This is a genomic window from Naumannella huperziae (assembly GCF_054073625.1).
Genome location: NZ_JBSXPH010000001.1, coordinates 3,293,344 through 3,309,615 on the forward strand (window position 1 = coordinate 3,293,344; position 16,272 = coordinate 3,309,615).

Sequence of the window (16,272 nt, forward strand, 5' to 3'; positions counted from 1 at the left end):
TCGTGGTGGCAGACGATCAGGCGCTGGTCCGCGAGGGCATCGTCACGGTGCTGTCGCTGGCCGAGGGCATCGAGGTGGTCGGGCAGGCCGCCGACGGCGCCGAGGCGGTACTCGTGGCGCACGAGACCGAGCCCGACCTGATCCTGATGGACCTGCGGATGCCGGTCTGCGACGGCGTCGCGGCGACCCGGCAGGTGGTGGCGGAACTGCCCGGGACCCGGGTGCTCGTGCTCACCACCTTCGGCGACGACGCGTCGATCGAGCACGCGCTCGAGGCCGGCGCGAGCGGCTACCTGACCAAGGACGCCTCGGGCGCGGAGGTGGTGGCCTCGGCACGAGCGGCCGTCGCCGGAGAGACGCCGCTGGACGCCCGGATCGCCGGACGGGTGGTGGCCGGGCTGCCCGATGCGCAGCCGCGGTCGGTCCGGGACCGCTTCCCCGCCCTGACCGCACGGGAGGCCGAGGTGGCCGAGCTGATGGGTCGCGGCCGGACCAATCCCGAGATCGCCGCCGAGCTCGTGCTGGGCGTCTCCACGGTGAAGTCCCACGTCAACGCGATCTTCGCCAAGCTCGGCGTGGCCGATCGCCGACAGGCGATCGCCCGGCTCACCGCGGCGGGCTGAGCCGGGCGCCCGGATGGGTTAGCGTGCAGCAGGCTCGCGCGCGGCTCGCGCGAGGCGCCGGGAACGCGGGGCAGGAGGACGGCGATGGCAGGCGAGACGACCGAGCGGCCGCGAGAGGGGTCGGGCGAGCCCGGTGCCGTGCGGCGCGCGACCGTCTACGACGTGGCGCGCGCGGCCGAGGTCTCGATCGCGACCGTGTCGTTCGCCTTCCGTCGGCCCGACTCGGTCAAGCCGAGCACCCGCGAGCGCGTGCTCGCGGCGGCCCGCGCCCTGGGGTACGCCCCGAGCGGCGCAGCCCGCGGGCTGGCCGCCGGGCGGACCGGGGTGTTCGGGTTGCACTCCTTCGACCTGATCCTCGATCACGCCCAGGCGCTCGCCGGCGAGTTCGACGATCCGGTACCCGAGCTCGACCTCGACGCGCTCGCCGCCGACGGGCCCATCTCCTTCGATGCCCTGGGCGAGGCCGCGTGGCCGGACCCGCGGGCGTACCCGCTCTACGTCGACGAAGTGCAGCGCGGGTTCGAGCTGGAGAGTCGCCGGCTCGGCCGCGAGGTGTTGTTGTCGCGCGGGTCGAGCTCGGCGACCGCCGTCGCCGACACCGCCGGCCGCGTCGACGGGCTCGCGGTCTTCCCGACCCGGGACGCGCCGGAGACGCTGCGAACGATCTCGCGCACCATGCCGGTGGTGCTGCTCAGCGCCGCACCATCCGAAGATGATCATCACCGGGTGCTGGTCGACAACATGGGCGGGATGCAGACGTTGATCGCCCACCTGATCGATGATCATGGCATTCGTGATCTTGGTTTCGTCGGCTCGATCGAGCCGAGCGATGCCGCCGAACGGTTCCGCGGGATGGGGCTGGCTATGGCCGAGCGGGGGCTCACCCCGCCGGAGGCGCCAATCGATTCCTCCACCCTCGCCGAGCGCGATTCGCTCGCCCGGGTGGCCGAGCTGGCGGCACAACGCCGGCTGCCGCGCGCCCTGGTCTGCACCAATGATCAGCTCGCCCTGGTGACCATGGAGGTGTTGCGCGGTGCCGGCCTGGATGTCCCCACCGACGTCGCGGTGACCGGCTTCGACGGCGTGCTGGCCGGGCGGCTGAGCACGCCGACGCTGACCACCGTGCGTCAGCCGATGGAGTCGATGGGCCGGATCGCGGCGCGGATCCTGGCTGATGAGTACGCGGCGCCCTCGAAGGGGCCGCGCCGCTATCGGCTCGGCACCCGGCTGGAGATCCGGGCCAGTTGCGGCTGCGCCTGACCACCTGCCGACGACCTTGCACGAAGCGGGCGTGAGCCCTATTGTGGCGAAATCTAAGCGCTTTGATTTCTGTCGTTCGAGGAGGAACAGATGCAGAACGCGCGTGCCATCGCGGTGGTACTTGCCACCGTGGCTCTCGTCGCCGCCGGATGTGGCAGGGCCGACACCACCAACCAGCCCGAGTCGGAGACGACCGTCGGCAGCGGCCCCGTCCAGGGCACCGTGACCATGTGGGCCATGGGCGCCGAGGGCGAGGCCCTCCCCGAGCTCGTCAAGGATTTCGAGGCGCAGAACCCCGGGGTCAAGGTCGAGATCACCGCCGTCCCGTGGGACGCCGCCCACAACAAGTTCCAGACCGCGATCGCGGCCGGGACGACGCCCGACATGGCCATGATCGGCACCACCTGGATGCCGGACTTCGCCGACGCGCTGGCCACCGTGCCGGCCGATATCGACAGCAGCGGCTTCTTCCCAAGCTCGGTCGCCAGCAACAAGATCGGCGACCGCGTCGTGGGCGTGCCGTGGTACGCCGACACCCGGGTGCTCTACTACCGCACCGACCTGGCCGAGAAGGCAGGCTGGACCAGCCCGCCCAAGAACTGGGCGGAACTGAAGACGATGGCCAAGGATCTGCAGACCAAGGCAGGCGCCGACTGGGGCTTCGCGATGCCGGCGGGCAGCTTCGACTCCTACCAGGCCTCGCTCTGGATCCCGTGGTCCAACGGTGCCGAGCTGACCGCGGGCGACAAGTGGACCCTGGACACTCCCGAGATGGTGGAGGCCTTCGGCTACCAGCAGGAGTTCTTCACCGAGAAGATCTCCGACCCCAACGTCGATCCGGCCACCGGCGCCCGCGAGGCCGCCTTCGTGGACGGTCGCACCCCGATGCTGGTCGAGGGACCGGCGCTGGCCGGCCAGCTCGCGGAGATCGGCGGCGCCGACTTCACGTCGAAGTACGCCACCGCGGTGGTGCCGACCGGGAAGTCGTCGACCTCGTTCGCGGGCGGGTCCAACCTGTCGGTGTTCGCCGATGCCGAGAACCCCGATGCCTCGTGGCGGTTGATCTCCTACCTCAGCCAGCCCGAGGTCCAGGCGAAGTGGTACCAACTGACCGGCGACCTGCCCGCGGCGCAGGCCGCCTGGGAGCTGCCGGAGCTCAGCGGCAACGACAAGTTGACGGCCTTCGGTGACCAGTTGCAGAGCGCCAAGGTGCCGCCGGCAACGGCGACCTGGGTACAGGTGGCTGCCGCCGGCGATGCCGCGCTGGAGAAGATGGCCCGCGGCGAGCAGGATGCCGCCACGGCGCTGAAGGAGCTCCAGGCGCAGGCCGACTCGATCGGCATGGGCTGACCCTGATGGGAATCCAGGCCACCGGGGCGCTCACCGCCCCGGACACCGGACGGGCCCAGCCGCGGCCGGGCCCGTCCGGCCGGGGCCGGCCCCCGGCCCGGATCGGGGGGCGCCGTCGGCGCACGCTCGTCGCCTGGGCATTCTGTCTTCCGTTCGCGGTGATCTTCGCCTTCTTCATGCTGGTGCCGATCATCGGCTCGTTCGCGATGTCGTTCACCGACTTCACCGCCCGCGACGCCCGCTCCCCGTTCGCGGTGAACTTCGTCGGGATCGAGCAGTACGCGATCTTGTTCACGGACGAGCGGTTCCTACGCTCGATGTTCGTCACCGGCACCTTCGTGCTGGTCGGCATCCCGGTGACCATGGCGATCGCGCTGACCCTGGCGCTGGCCCTGAACAGCGGCGGCGGCAGGGTGGTGGCGTTCTTCCGGGTCGGCTTCTACGCCCCCGTCGTGACCAGCATCGTCGCGGTCGCCGTCGCCTGGCGCTACATCCTGCAGCCCGACGGTCTGCTGAACAGCGCACTGGCTCTCGTCGGCATCCAGGGCCCGAACTGGCTCAACGACACCACCTGGGCGCTCCCGTCGCTGATCGCGTTGGCGGTCTGGCGCAATGTCGGCACCCTGATGGTGATCTTCCTCGCCGGCCTGCAGTCCATCCCCGAGGAGGTCACCGAGGCCGCGCTCGTCGACGGCGCCGGACCGTGGGCGCGGCTGTCCATGATCACCATGCCGCTGCTACGACCGGCGATGCTGCTGGGCGCGGTGATGATCTCCGTCGGTTTCCTGCAGTTCTTCGAGGAGGCCTACGTGATGACCCAAGGCGGCCCGCTGGGCGCGACCTTCTCGGTGGCGTACTACAGCTTCGAGCAGTTCGGATTCGGCAAGTACGCCCAGGCATCGGCGGCGAGCTACGTGCTGTTCCTCGCCATCGCCTTGTTGAGCCTGCTGCAGTTCAAGCTGCTCGGCACGAGGGAGGACTGATGGCCCAGCAATCCGGCGTACCCGGCACGGAAGACCTGCCCGGCACGAACTCCGATTCCCGCCGCCGGCTCGGGATCGGGATGATCATCGTGTTGTCCGTCGGGCTCGTGGTGTGGGTCCTGCCCTTCGTCTGGACGGCGCTCGGCAGCCTCAAGGGCCAGGGCGAGATCCTGCGTCGGCCGCCGACGCTGTTCCCGCGCGAACCCACCTTGGCCAACTTCGCCACCTGGCTGACCGAGCTGAACTTCGGCGGCTTCTTCGCCAACAGCGTCATCGTCGCGGCGCTCACGGTCGTCGGCAACCTGATCTTCTGCTCGATGGTGGGGTACGCCCTGGCCAAGCTCGACTTCGCCGGCAAGCGGGCGCTGTTCACGATCGTGATGATCACCATGATGGTGCCCGCCGTCGTCACCTTCGTTCCGCTGTTCGTGGTCGTGGCCCGCCTCGGTCTGCTGAACAGCTATCTCGGGCTGGTGCTGCCCTTCGTCACCGCACCGCTCGGCGTCTTCCTGATGCGCCAGTTCATGCAGGCCATCCCGGACACGCTGATCGAGGCGGCCCGGATCGACGGCGCCGGTGAGTTGCGGATCTTCGCCCGGATCGTGCTGCCCCTGTGTGGCCCCGCCCTGGCGACGCTGGCGATCATCACCTTCCTGTTCTCGTGGAACAACTTCCTGTGGCCGCTGGTCGCGGCACAGTCGGAGTCCTACTACACCCTGCCGGTCGCCCTGTCGCTGTACTCGACCGGGCAGAACGCGACGAACTACGGGCTGCTGCTCGCCGGCTCGGTGCTGGTGATCGCGCCCGTGCTGATCCTCTTCCTGCTGCTGCAGCGCTACTTCATCCGCGGCGTCGCGACGACCGGCCTGAAGTGACCGAACCCCCGAACCGAACGGAGCAACCGCCAGTGATCACGTTCCCCGAGAGCTTCCTGTGGGGCGCGGCGACCGCCGCGCACCAGATCGAGGGAAACAACACCAATGCCGACTGGTGGGCCCGCGAGCACGCGGCCGGCACCGAGCTCGCCGAGCCGAGCGGGGACGCCGCGGACAGCCTGCACCGCTGGCCCGAGGACGTCGCGCTGCTGGCCGACCGCGGCTTCGGGGCGTACCGGTTCAGCCTGGAGTGGGCGCGGATCGAGCCCGAGGAGGGGCGGTTCTCCCGCGCGATGCTGCAGCACTACCGGCGGATCGTCGACGCCTGCCTCGACTCCGGCCTGGCCCCGATGGTCACGCTGCACCACTTCACCAACCCGCGCTGGTTCGCCCGGCGCGGCGGCTGGAGCTCGCCGCGGGCCGCGGAGCGGTTCGCCCGCTACGTGGAGGCCGTGACGCCGATCCTGGACGGCGTGTCGTGGATCTGCGACATCAACGAGGTCAACATGTTGTCGATGACCCGCGGCGAGGAGGGCAACGAGATGACGGCCGCCAGCCTGCCGGCGCCGTCGCCGCTGGTCACCGAGCACCTGATCGACGCCCATCACCGGGCCAAGGACGCGCTGTCGACGCTGCCGGCGGCGGTCGGCTGGTCGGTCGCCGGCCAGGCGTTCCACGCGGCCGACGGCTGTGCGGAGGAGATGGCGGCCTACCGCTACCCCCGCGAGGATCTGTTCCTCGAGGCCTCCCGGGGCGACGACTTCCTCGGCGTCCAGGCGTACCTGCGCACCTTCATCGGCGCCGACGGACCATTGCCGGTACCCGCGGGCGCGGAGACCACGCTGATGGGTTGGGAGTACTTCCCGCGGGCCCTGGAGATCTGCATCCGGCACGCCTGGGAGCTGAGCGGGCACACCCCGCTGTTCGTCACCGAGAACGGGATCGCCACCGCCGACGACGAGCGCCGCAAGGACTACACCTTCGACGCGCTGGCGGGTCTCGCGAACGCGATGGCCGACGGCATCGACGTCCGCGGTTACCTGCACTGGTCGCTGCTGGACAACTACGAGTGGGGCACCTACCGGCCGACCTTCGGGCTGGTCGGCATCGACCCGAAGACCTTCGACCGCCTGCCCAAACCGAGCCTGGACTGGCTGGCCCGGATCGCCCGTAGCGGCGAGCTGGTGCGCTGACCGCCCGCCCCCGCGGGCGGCGACGTTGGCTACGCTGCCCCGCAGGTCCTGCGCCAGGATGGGGAGGGCGAGGATGGGGAGGGCGAGGCCATGGAGAACGAAGCTGCCGGTGAGCTGGCCGGCAAGCGGGCGCTGATCACCGGCGGCGCGGGCGGGATCGGCGCGGCCTGCGCCCGACGGTTGAGCAGGCTCGGCGCCGTGGTCACGGTCGCCGATCGGGACGCCGACGGGGCCCAACGGGTCGCGACGGAGATCGGCGGCGAGGCCTGGCAGGTCGACCTGTCCGACACCGCGGCCCTGGAGGGCCTGGCCCTGTCCACCGACATCTTGATCAACAACGCCGGCATCCAGCACATCGACCCGGTCGAGGAGTTCGATCCCGCCACCTGGCGGCGCATGCTGGACATCATGTTGACCGCGCCGTTCCTGCTCACCCGGGCCGCACTGCCCGGTATGTATGCGGCCGGCTGGGGCCGGGTGATCAACGTGTCGTCCATCCACGGCCTGGTCGCCTCCCCCTACAAGTCCGCCTATGTCGCGGCCAAGCACGGGCTGCAGGGGCTGACCAAGACGCTCGCTCTGGAGGCCGGCGAGCGCGGGGTCACCTGCAACTGCGTGAATCCCGGCTATGTGCGTACCCCGCTGGTCGAGTCCCAGATCGCCGACCAGGCGCGTACCAACAAGATCAGCGAGTCCGAGGTGTTGGAGACGATCATGCTTGCCAGTTCCGCCGTGAAACGCCTCGTCGAGCCCGACGAGGTCGCCGACCTGATCTGCTGGCTCGCCGGCCCGATGTCGGGCATGGCGACCGGAGCGAGCTGGGTGCTCGACGGCGGATGGACGGCCCGATGACCGCGCCCGAGCCCCGCGAGCTCGAGATCGCGGTGGACGGCGGCACGCTGCACGCCTTCTCCTACGACGGCGCCGAGCCCGACGCGCCGCTGGTGCTGGCCTTGCACGGCATCACGGGCAATCACCTCGCCTGGGCGCCGCTGCACCGGCGGGTGCCCGGGCACACCATCCTCGCGCCGGACCTGCGCGGGCGCGGGCTGAGCAGCGAGCTCCCCGGCCCGTTCGGCATCGCGCGGCACGCCGACGACGCGGCCGCCGTGCTGGCCGAGGCCGGCGCGCACCGGCCGGTCGTCGTGGTCGGGCATTCGATGGGCGCGTTCGTCGCGGCCGCGCTCGCGGTACGCCATCCGCAGCTCGTCGAACGGCTGGTGCTCGTCGACGGCGGCGCTCCCCTGCCGAAGCCGCCGGGCATGGAGCGCGCCGAGCTGTCGGAGGCCGCCCGGGCCGCGCTCGGCCCGGCCGCCGAGCGGCTGTCGGCGACCTTCCCCACCCGGGACGCCTACCTGGCGATGTTTCGCGAGCACCCGGCACTGCGCGACGCCTGGGATGCCGACATCGAGGCCTATGCCGGCTACGACCTGGCGGGCACCGAGCCGGAACTCGCCTCGCGTACCTCCGCCGAGGCGATGCTCGCCGACTTCGCCGAGCTCTTCGTCGGTGGCGCGGCCGAAACGATCATCGACCGGCTCGACCGGCCGGCGGTGGCGCTGCGGGCGCCACGCGGCCTGTTGGACGCCGCGCCGCTGTATCCGCAGGGCTATCTGGACACCTGGGCGAGCACGCTGCCGCACGTCACGGTCGCCGAGGTGCCCGACGTGAACCACTACACGATCGCGCTGGGCACCGGCGCGGACCGGATCGCCGCCGAGCTGCGCGGCTGACCCGGTCGCCGGCGCGGCCGCTCAGGCCTGGCCGTCGAACAGCTTGGTCACCGAGCCGTCCTCGAACACCTCGTGGATCGCCTTGGCGATCAGCGGTGCGATGGACAGCACGGTCAGCTTGTCGATCGGCTCGTCGGTGGTGATCGGCAGCGTGTTGGTGACGATCACCTCCTCGAAGTTCGACTCGTTCAGCCGCTGCGCCGCCGGCCCGGAGAGCACCGGATGGGTCGCGGCGGCGATCACCTTCTTGGCGCCGCGGGCGAGCAGCGCGTCGGCGGCCTGGGTGATCGTGCCGGCGGTGTCGATCATGTCGTCGACCAGCAGGCAGACCTTGCCCTCGACATCGCCGACCACCTCGTGCACGGCGACCTGGTTGGCCACATTCGGGTCGCGACGCTTGTGGATGATCGCCAGCGGGCAGCCCAGCCGGTCGGTCCACAGGTCGGCCAGCCGGACGCGACCGGCATCGGGCGAGACCACGACCAACTCGTCGGTGTCGTAGGACTCCGCCACATAGTCGGCCAGCACCGGCAGCGCCCACAGGTGGTCGACCGGGCCGTCGAAGAAGCCCTGGATCTGCGCGGCGTGCAGGTCGACCGACATGATCCGGTCCGCACCGGCGGCCTTGAACAGGTCGGCGATCAGCCGCGCCGAGATCGGCTCGCGGCCGGCATGCTTCTTGTCCTGGCGGGCATAGGGATAGAACGGGGCGACCACGGTGATCCGATCGGCCGACGCCCGCTTCAGCGCGTCGATCATGATCAACTGCTCCATGATCCATTCGTTCACCGGGGCCGGGTGGCTCTGGATCACGAAGGCGTCGGAGCCGCGTACCGACTCCTCGAAGCGGACGTAGATCTCGGAGTTGGCGTAGGCCAGAGCGCGCGTCGGGGTGAGCTCGCAGCCGACCAGTTCGGCGACCTCGTCGGCGAGCTCGGGATAGGCCCGGCCGGAGAACAGCATCAGGTGCTTCTCGCTGGTCTTCTTGAGCCCGCTCACGTGTCCTCCGGGTTCGTCGTCGGTATCCCCGCCTGCGAGCCGGGACGTTAGTCGATCACGACTCATCGCGTCCATCCGTGTCATGGCGTCCATCCGTGTCATGGCGTCCATCCGTGTCACGCTCGGCGCCGGGGTGCGGCGTACCGGCCGCCCGGGCACGGTCGGCGGCGGCCTCGGTACGCGTGCCCGCGCGGCGCCTGGCGACCCAGCCGTCGACATTGCGCTGGCGGCCGCGGGCGACGGCGAGCTGACCCGGCTCGACGCCGTCGGTGACGGTCGAGCCAGCGGCGATGTAGCTGCCGTCGGCGATGTCGACCGGCGCCACCAGCACCGAGCCGCTGCCGACGAAGCTCGCGTCGCCGACCACGGTCGGGTACTTCGCGACGCCGTCGTAGTTGGCCACGATGGTGCCGGCACCGATGTTGGCGCCGGCGCCGATCGTGGCGTCGCCGAGATAGGACAGGTGCGGGGCCTTCGCGCCGGGGCCGAGGGTGGACGCCTTCACCTCGACGAACGCGCCGACCTTGGCGCCCTCGCCCAGCTCGGCGCCGGGGCGCAGGTAGGAGAACGGGCCGACCACCGCGCGCGGGCCGATGGTCGCCAGGTTGGCCTCGGTGCGCAGCACGGTCGCGCCCGCCCCGACCGCGGTGTCGCGCAGCCGGGTGTCGGGTCCGATCTCCGCGCCGTCGCCGACGGTGGTGGCGCCGGCCAGCGTGGTGCCCGGATGCAGGGTGACATCGGTGCCCAGCGAGACGTCGTCGCTGACCCAGGTGGTGGCCGGGTCGAGCACGGTGACGCCGGCCCGCATGTGCCCTTCGAGGATGCGACGGTTCAGCTCGGCATTCATCCGGGCGAGCTGGACCCGGTCGTTGACGCCCTCGGTCTGCCACAGGTCGTCGGTGCGGTACGCCCCGACCCGGTCCCCGTCGCCGCGGGCGATGCCGAGCACATCGGTCAGATAGAGCTCGCCCTGGGCATTGTCGCCCTCCAGCCTGGCCAGACCGGCGCGCAGCACCGCCGCATCGAAGACATAGATGCCGGAGTTGATCTCGTCGATGCCGCGCTGGGTCTCGTCGGCGTCCTTGTGCTCGACGATGCCCGCGACCGTGTCGTCGGCATCGCGCAGGATCCGACCGTAGCCCGTCGGGTCGGGCACGCGGGCGGTGAGCACGGTGATCGCGTTGCCGGCGGCGCGATGCTCGCCCACCATCGCGAGCAGTGTGTCGGCGGCCAGCAGCGGCACGTCGCCGTAGGTGACGACCACCTCGCCGGTGATCTCGCCGAGAGCCGCCAGCCCGCACTCGACTGCGTGACCGGTGCCGCGCTGTTCTGCCTGGGTCGCGGTGGCGGCCTCCGGCGCTATCTCCTGCAGGTGGGGCGTCACCTGGTCGGCGAGGTGGCCGACGACGACCATCAGCCGCTCCGGGCGTACCCCCTCCGCGGCGCGGACCGCCCAGTCGAGCATCGATCGGCCGCCGACCTCGTGCAGCAGCTTCGAGCGGTTGGACTTCATCCGGGTCCCGCCTCCGGCGGCCAGGATGATCACCGCCGCGACGGACTGGGTCTGGACCGAATCGCTCACACACGCTCCTTGCCGAGGATGCAATCCGGGCGATCGTAACGTGTCCGACCGTGCCCGCGGGGCGGCGGCCGCCGGGCCACGGCAGGCCGGGTGGAATTGCTCCCCGGGTAGGAGTCGAACCTACGTCGCTTGTCCTGATTCAAAGTCAGGCGGGCCCTGCCGGCAGACCAACCGGGGAACGACCCGCGCGGCGCGGGTCTGCGGGACAGACTACGGGATCCGGCAGACTTGCCGCGTGCCAGCCAGCGACCATCGGACCCGTCCCGCGCGCCGGGTGCGGATGACCGGGGCCCAGCGGCGGGCGCAACTGATCGAGGTCGCGCGGCCGGTGTTCGCCGAGCACGGCCGCGACGCCGCCTCGGTCGAGGAGATCGCCGCCCGCGCCGATGTCTCCAAACCCGTGGTCTATGAGCACTTCGGCGGCAAGGACGGCCTCTACGGCGCGGTGGTGGATGGCGAGGTGCAGGTCCTGCTGGACGGGATCCGGGCCGCGCTGGACGATCCGGGCGCCCGCTCGCGCGAACTGCTGGAGCGGGCGACCCTGGCCCTGCTGGACTACATCGAGCAGCGCCCGGACGGCTTCCGGATCCTGTCCCGCGGGTCGGGTGTCGGGCAGGACGCGTCGGGCTCGTTCGCGACCATCCTGTCCGATGTCGCGAACCAGGTGACCGGCCTGCTCGCCGCCGAGTTCACCCGGCGCGGACTCGATGCCCGGACCGCGCCGCTGTATGCGCAGATGCTGGTCGGGATGGTGGCGATGACCGGCCAGTGGTGGCTGGACGAGCGACGCCCCCGCAAGCAGGAGGTCGCCGCGCACCTGGTGAACCTCGCCTGGCACGGGCTGAGCGGCATGGAGGCGCGACCCAGGCTGGGTCGCTGACCCGGGACACCTCGGCGTCGCCCGATGATCACGCAGGCTTCACCCGGCCGGCTCTGGCGGCCGGGCCCGCCACGCGGGACAGTGACGCCATGCGTCCCAGACTCTGGTTCTCCCTGTTTGCCGCCGTCGTGATGGTGGCCGCCGGACTCGCGTCGCCGGCCTCGGCCGCGCCGCGCGGCAGCCTCGACCTGCAGGCCCACCGCGGCGGGCTCGGGCTGACCACCGAGAGCACGCTGGCGGGCTTTGCCAAGGCGCTGCGCCTGGGCGTGACGACCCTGGAGCTGGACACCCAGATCACCGCCGATGACAAGGTGGTGGTCACCCATGATCGCCAGGTGAGCGCGCAGAAATGCCAGGACACCGGGCCGGTGCGGCCGGGCGATCCGGCGTACCCCTATGTCGGGAAGTTCATCAAGGACCTGACGCTGGCGCAGATCCGGACGATGAACTGCGGCTACCAGCAGCTGCCGGGCCGCCCGGAGCAGGAGCAGATCGACGGCGCGAAGATCATCGAGCTGCGGGAGCTGTTCGATCTGGTGAAGCAGGCTCGGGCGCGCCGGGTGATGATGAACATCGAGACCAAGGTCGAGGCCGGGGCGCCGCACGAGACGGCGCCGCGGGAACAGTTCGTCCGCCGGGTGTACGAGGAGATCGAGAAGTCGGGGCTGCGCCGACAGGTGACGATCCAGAGCTTCGACTGGGGTTCGCTGATGGCGATGCACCGGCTGGACGAGCGGCTCCCGCTGGTCGCGCTGACCAACCGCGACTTCCTACAGACCGGGCAGCCCGGGCTCTCGCCCTGGCTCGGCGGCATCGACGTCGACGACTTCGGCGGTGACTGGATCGCCGCCGCGGCCAGCATCGACGGGGTGGTCGCCGTCTCCCCGGTGCAGGGATTCCCCCAGGACGGGGCGATCGGCGATCCGGGATTCGTGCCGTTCCCCGACGCCGCCATGATCGACAACGCCCACGCGCGCGGGCTGAAGGTGATTCCGTGGACGGTGAACGACCCGGCCACCATGCAGTACCTGATCGACATCGGCGCCGACGGCATCATCACCGACCGGCCCGACGTGTTGCGCGAGGTGATGGCGGACAACGGTATGAAGCTGCCGGCGCCCGCGCCGGGGTGCCGCAAGGCCAAGACCTGCCGGATCTGATCAACGACTGCCGGTACGCCCGATCAGGGGCCCGCCTCGAAGCGGCGCAGCAGGGCGCCGAGCAGGCGGGCCACCGTGCGCTGGTCCGCGGCCGACAATCCGTCGAGCAGGCCGCGCTCGCGCTCCAACAGGTCGGTCAGCGCGCCGTCGACGGCCTGGCGGCCACGCGGCGTGAGCGCCACCAGCACGCCGCGGCGATCGTTCGGATCGGGCTCGCGCTCGACCAGGCCGCGGGCGGCGAGGCGGTCGACGCGATTGGTCATCGTGCCGGAGGTGACGTGGGTCTCGGCGAGCAGCCGCCCCGGGGACAGCCGGTAGGGCTCGCCGGAGCGGCGCAGCGCGGCCAGGACATCGAACTCCCAGCCGGCCAGCTCGTGCGCGGCGAAGGCGTCGGACCGCGCGCGGTCGAGCCGCTGTCCCAGGCGGGCGACCCGGCTCATCACCTGCATCGGCGTCAGGTCCAGATCCGACCGTTCGCGGGCCCATGCCGCGACGACGCCGTCGACCTCGTCTGCCTCCATGCGCGACAGCGTAGAGGTTCTTGACATCGAGAGAGTTTTGGGAGAAAGATGTCTTGATGTCAAGATAGTTTGTCGGCCGGGGTCGGCGATGATCCGGAGGTGGCGTGATGGCGGTGTGGAATGCGGAGCAGTACCTGCGCTATGCAGACGAGCGCGGCCGGCCGTTCTTCGACCTGACCGCGCGCATCGGCGCGCGGCAGCCGGGTCTGGTCGTCGATCTCGGGTGCGGTCCCGGCAACCTGACCCGGACCCTCGCCGAGCGCTGGCCCGGCGCGCGGGTGATCGGGGTGGACTCCAGCGCCGAGATGCTGGCGCAGGCGCCGGCAGGCGACGGGCTCGAATGGGAACAGGCCGACCTGCGCGAGTGGACCCCGCCCGGGCCGGTCGACGTCCTGGTCTCCAACGCGACGCTGCAGTGGATTCCGCGCTACGAAGATCAACTTCCCCGGCTGGTCGACCTGCTCGCCGACGACGGTTGGCTCGCGATCCAGGTGCCGGCCAATCACGACGAGCCGCTGCACCGGTTGCTGCGCGAGCTGCTGGCCGACCCGGAGTTCGCCCCGCTGGTGTCGGGCATCGAGCGGACCCGGGTGCTCGACGCCCGCGAGACCGCCGACATCCTGCTGGCCGCCGGCTGCTCGGTCGATGCCTGGCAGACCACCTACCTGCACCTGTTGCCCGGCGAGGACCCGGTCTTCGACTGGATCGCCGGGACCGGCGCCCGTCCGGCGCTGCAGGCGCTCACCGGGCAGCCGCGCGAGCGGTTCGTCGCCCGCTACCGGGCCGCGCTGCGAGAGGCGTACCCTCCGGGCCCGCAGGGCACCTGGCTGCCGTTCCCGCGGACCTTCGTCGTCGCCCGCGCGAGGGCTCGTCGCTGACCCCCCACCCGGATTGTTTCCGCAGTTATGCCCGCTGTCACGCTCCCACAGCGGCATCAGCTACGGGAGGGATCAGGCCGCGCAGGGTCTCGATGACCCTGCGGAAGCCGGTCCGGGCGTCCGCGACGTCACAGCGCAGGTGCCGCCACCTGGCGCGTGTCCAGGTCTCGTCACGCGCGATGTCGCGGCTTTGCTGCTCGCGGCTCAGGTGGTGCGATCCCTCGTAGTCCAGCGCGATGCGGTACGCGCGATAGCCGAGATCGGCCTCGGGAGAGTAGGGGTCGTCCGGATCCAGCCGGAGCTGGAGCTCGGGTTCTGCCAGCCCCGCGCCGATGATCGCCAGCCGGAGCCTGGTCTCCATCGGCGAATCGGATCCGCGGCGGATCAGCCCGAGCGCCTCGCGGCCGAGCACGACCCCGGGACGCCACTCGTTGAGCGCCAGGATCTGCTCAAGATCAGCGGACTCCGCCCACGGGTGCGCCCGGTCCTCGATGCGGGGCCGGGGCATCCGGACGAGCTGGTCACCGATGATCACCGCCTCCTCGCGGCGCAGCATCGGCAGCAGGTCGAACCAGCATCGCGGCCGGGTGACGATCCGGACCCCGTCGAGCTCGCCGATCTCCGCGCCGGTGATCCGTGCGGTGTGACCGCGCACGCCCCGGCGCCGCGGCTCCCAGCGCCGGGTGTCGCGACAGACATCCAGCCGGCCCGGGGTGACCAGCCGGGCGGGCAGCCAGAGCCCGTACAACTGGGCGGCGCTGACATGGGAGATCCAGCCGTCCGGCGTGGTGGCCAGGACGGCCGCCGCGTACTCGGCAAGGTCGATCTCGCGGTTCGCGGGTACGCGCAGGCCCCGGCTCGGCGCGACGAGGTCGGAGGCCTGCAGGCGCTTGCGGCTGATGCCGGCGGCCTCGGCGGCACGAACGGTGAAGGGGTGCCCGGCGAGATCGTCCGGGAGCGGTTGTGGCGGGCGCATGATCGAATCCTCGAACATCGCGCCGCCGCCGAGGGCCCCGGAGACGGGTTGTCCACAGGGGAATCTCCTCGAGGCGAAGGTGTCCCCCCGCGCTCATCCGCCGCTCATCCGCGCTCATCCGAATTGTTTCCGTAGTTATGCCCGCCAACCGTCCCGGTTGGCGGGCATAACTACGGAAACAATTCTGGGCGGGAGGCGGGTCGAAGCGGGTCTGGGCGGGAGGCGGGTCGAGGCGCCGAGACGGGCGGGAGGCGGGTCGAGGCGGAGGCGGCGAGCGCGGGTGAGGAGACGGGCGCGGGTGACGAGACGAGCGCGACCGAGGAGACGGGCGCGACTCAGCCGAGCAGGCGGGCGCCGTGGGCGGGGCCGACGACCCGGCGTACCCGATCACCGGCGCCGTCGCGGGCGAGCCGGCCGGAGACATCGATCGCGGTGGACTCGTCGCGGCACAAGAAGGCGCAGGTCGGCCCGGAGCCGCTGATCATCCCGGCCAGGGCGCCGGCCTCGACGCCGCGGGCGAGGAGGTCTTCGAGATCGGGCCGCAGGTCAATGGCCGCCTCGGCCAGGTCGTTGCGCAGGGCGGGGGCGAGGTCCACGACGGAGCCGGCGGTCAGCGCGTTCATCAACTCGTCGGGCACGGCGAGCTCGGAACCCTTCGGCCGCAGCTCGTCGTAGCGCCGATAGACGTCCACCGTCGACAGGCCGTCGTTGTCGAACACCAGCACCCAGTGCCGACGCCCCCGGCTCAGCACGGGGACGAGTTCGGTGCCCCGGCCGGTGCCGATGGCGGTCCCGCCGAGCAGCGCGAACGGCACATCGCTGCCGAGCTCGGCTGCCAGGTCCCGCATCTCATCGGCGTCGATGTCGATGTCCCACAGCACCGAACAGGCGAGCAGCGTGCCGGCGGCATCGGCCGACCCGCCCGCCATCCCGCCGGCCGTCGGAATGGCCTTGCGCAGCGTCAGCGCCAGCCCGGCCAGCTCGATGTCGTAGCGCTCGGCGAGCAGCCGGGCGGCCCGGACCGCCAGATTGTCCTCGCCGGTCGGCACGGATTCTGCCCCGGCCCCGGCAACCAGCACGTCGATCCCGTCGCCGTCGAACTCCTCGGCGTGCACCTCGTCGAACAGCGACACCGCCTCGAAGACGGTGGCCAGCGGGTGGTAGCCGTCGGCCGCCCGCGCGCCGACCGCGAGCGACAAGTTGATCTTGGCGGGTACGCGCACCACGACCCGGTTCACAACGACCTCGGAGACCACGTG

General features: G+C 71.3%; 16 protein-coding genes and 1 tRNA gene. 11 read left to right on the plus strand and 6 right to left on the minus strand.

From position 1 onward, the window contains the following. The first annotated feature begins 5 nt into the window (after positions 1–5). The 8 genes from ACXDC7_RS15700 to ACXDC7_RS15735 all read left to right on the plus strand — a co-directional run bounded on the left by ACXDC7_RS15700 (position 6) and on the right by ACXDC7_RS15735 (position 8,017). A complete protein-coding gene (locus tag ACXDC7_RS15700; RefSeq protein ID WP_459222688.1) occupies positions 6–623 on the plus strand; it encodes a response regulator in 618 nt (205 codons plus the stop codon). Between the two features lie 84 nt (positions 624–707). Beyond that, positions 708–1,883, plus strand: coding sequence for a LacI family DNA-binding transcriptional regulator (locus ACXDC7_RS15705; RefSeq protein ID WP_179445556.1), 1,176 nt, complete (start codon positions 708–710; stop codon positions 1,881–1,883). Positions 1,884–1,973: 90 nt separating this feature from the next. Beyond that, positions 1,974–3,233 (plus strand): extracellular solute-binding protein, encoded by a 1,260-nt coding sequence (locus ACXDC7_RS15710; RefSeq protein WP_179445555.1) that lies wholly within the window; start codon positions 1,974–1,976, stop codon positions 3,231–3,233. Positions 3,234–3,238: 5 nt separating this feature from the next. Further along, positions 3,239–4,216, plus strand: a complete 978-nt coding sequence (locus tag ACXDC7_RS15715; RefSeq protein WP_179445554.1) for a carbohydrate ABC transporter permease — start codon at positions 3,239–3,241, stop codon at positions 4,214–4,216. Further along, positions 4,216–5,091 carry a carbohydrate ABC transporter permease gene (locus tag ACXDC7_RS15720; RefSeq protein WP_179445553.1) on the plus strand — a complete coding sequence of 292 codons (876 nt, stop codon included), beginning with the start codon at positions 4,216–4,218 and terminating at the stop codon, positions 5,089–5,091. Before ACXDC7_RS15715 ends, ACXDC7_RS15720 begins: the two co-directional genes overlap by 1 nt. Before the next feature lie 32 nt (positions 5,092–5,123). Beyond that, positions 5,124–6,284 (plus strand): glycoside hydrolase family 1 protein, encoded by a 1,161-nt coding sequence (locus ACXDC7_RS15725; protein WP_459222689.1) that lies wholly within the window; start codon positions 5,124–5,126, stop codon positions 6,282–6,284. Between the two features lie 90 nt (positions 6,285–6,374). Beyond that, on the plus strand, positions 6,375–7,136 hold the full coding sequence (locus ACXDC7_RS15730) for a 3-hydroxybutyrate dehydrogenase (protein WP_179445551.1): 762 nt from the start codon (positions 6,375–6,377) through the stop codon (positions 7,134–7,136). Next, on the plus strand, positions 7,133–8,017 hold the full coding sequence (locus ACXDC7_RS15735) for an alpha/beta fold hydrolase (protein ID WP_459222690.1): 885 nt from the start codon (positions 7,133–7,135) through the stop codon (positions 8,015–8,017). The genes ACXDC7_RS15730 and ACXDC7_RS15735 overlap by 4 nt, the downstream gene beginning before the upstream one ends. Before the next feature lie 21 nt (positions 8,018–8,038). Here the strand turns inward: ACXDC7_RS15735 and ACXDC7_RS15740 are convergent, their stop codons facing one another. The 3 genes from ACXDC7_RS15740 to ACXDC7_RS15750 form a co-directional block, all read right to left on the minus strand. Beyond that, positions 8,039–9,016: a ribose-phosphate diphosphokinase gene (locus tag ACXDC7_RS15740; RefSeq protein ID WP_179445549.1), complete on the minus strand. Its 978-nt coding sequence runs from the start codon at positions 9,014–9,016 to the stop codon at positions 8,039–8,041. A 55-nt stretch (positions 9,017–9,071) separates the two neighbouring features. Next, positions 9,072–10,598, minus strand: coding sequence for a bifunctional UDP-N-acetylglucosamine diphosphorylase/glucosamine-1-phosphate N-acetyltransferase GlmU (gene glmU, locus ACXDC7_RS15745; protein WP_459222691.1), 1,527 nt, complete (start codon positions 10,596–10,598; stop codon positions 9,072–9,074). Positions 10,599–10,697: 99 nt separating this feature from the next. Next, positions 10,698–10,776, minus strand: a tRNA-Gln gene (locus ACXDC7_RS15750). Positions 10,777–10,878: 102 nt separating this feature from the next. On the opposite strand from ACXDC7_RS15750, the gene ACXDC7_RS15755 reads away from it, so the two are divergent. Together ACXDC7_RS15755 and ACXDC7_RS15760 are read left to right on the plus strand one after the other, a co-directional pair. Then, positions 10,879–11,478, plus strand: coding sequence for a TetR/AcrR family transcriptional regulator (locus ACXDC7_RS15755; protein WP_179446578.1), 600 nt, complete (start codon positions 10,879–10,881; stop codon positions 11,476–11,478). An 89-nt stretch (positions 11,479–11,567) separates the two neighbouring features. After that, entirely contained in the window at positions 11,568–12,638 is a 1,071-nt protein-coding gene (locus ACXDC7_RS15760; RefSeq protein WP_179445547.1) for a glycerophosphodiester phosphodiesterase family protein, read from the plus strand. 23 nt (positions 12,639–12,661) lie between these two features. On the opposite strand, the gene ACXDC7_RS15765 is transcribed toward ACXDC7_RS15760, so the two are convergent. After that, a complete protein-coding gene (locus tag ACXDC7_RS15765; protein ID WP_179445546.1) occupies positions 12,662–13,159 on the minus strand; it encodes a MarR family winged helix-turn-helix transcriptional regulator in 498 nt (165 codons plus the stop codon). Positions 13,160–13,266: 107 nt separating this feature from the next. On the opposite strand from ACXDC7_RS15765, the gene ACXDC7_RS15770 reads away from it, so the two are divergent. Continuing rightward, positions 13,267–14,037: a methyltransferase domain-containing protein gene (locus ACXDC7_RS15770; RefSeq protein ID WP_459222692.1), complete on the plus strand. Its 771-nt coding sequence runs from the start codon at positions 13,267–13,269 to the stop codon at positions 14,035–14,037. Positions 14,038–14,074: 37 nt separating this feature from the next. Here the strand turns inward: ACXDC7_RS15770 and ACXDC7_RS15775 are convergent, their stop codons facing one another. Together ACXDC7_RS15775 and ACXDC7_RS15780 are read right to left on the minus strand one after the other, a co-directional pair. Beyond that, positions 14,075–15,013, minus strand: coding sequence for a hypothetical protein (locus ACXDC7_RS15775; protein ID WP_179445544.1), 939 nt, complete (start codon positions 15,011–15,013; stop codon positions 14,075–14,077). Between the two features lie 335 nt (positions 15,014–15,348). Continuing rightward, positions 15,349–16,269 (minus strand): 4-(cytidine 5'-diphospho)-2-C-methyl-D-erythritol kinase, encoded by a 921-nt coding sequence (locus tag ACXDC7_RS15780; protein WP_459222693.1) that lies wholly within the window; start codon positions 16,267–16,269, stop codon positions 15,349–15,351. Positions 16,270–16,272 lie beyond the last annotated feature (3 nt).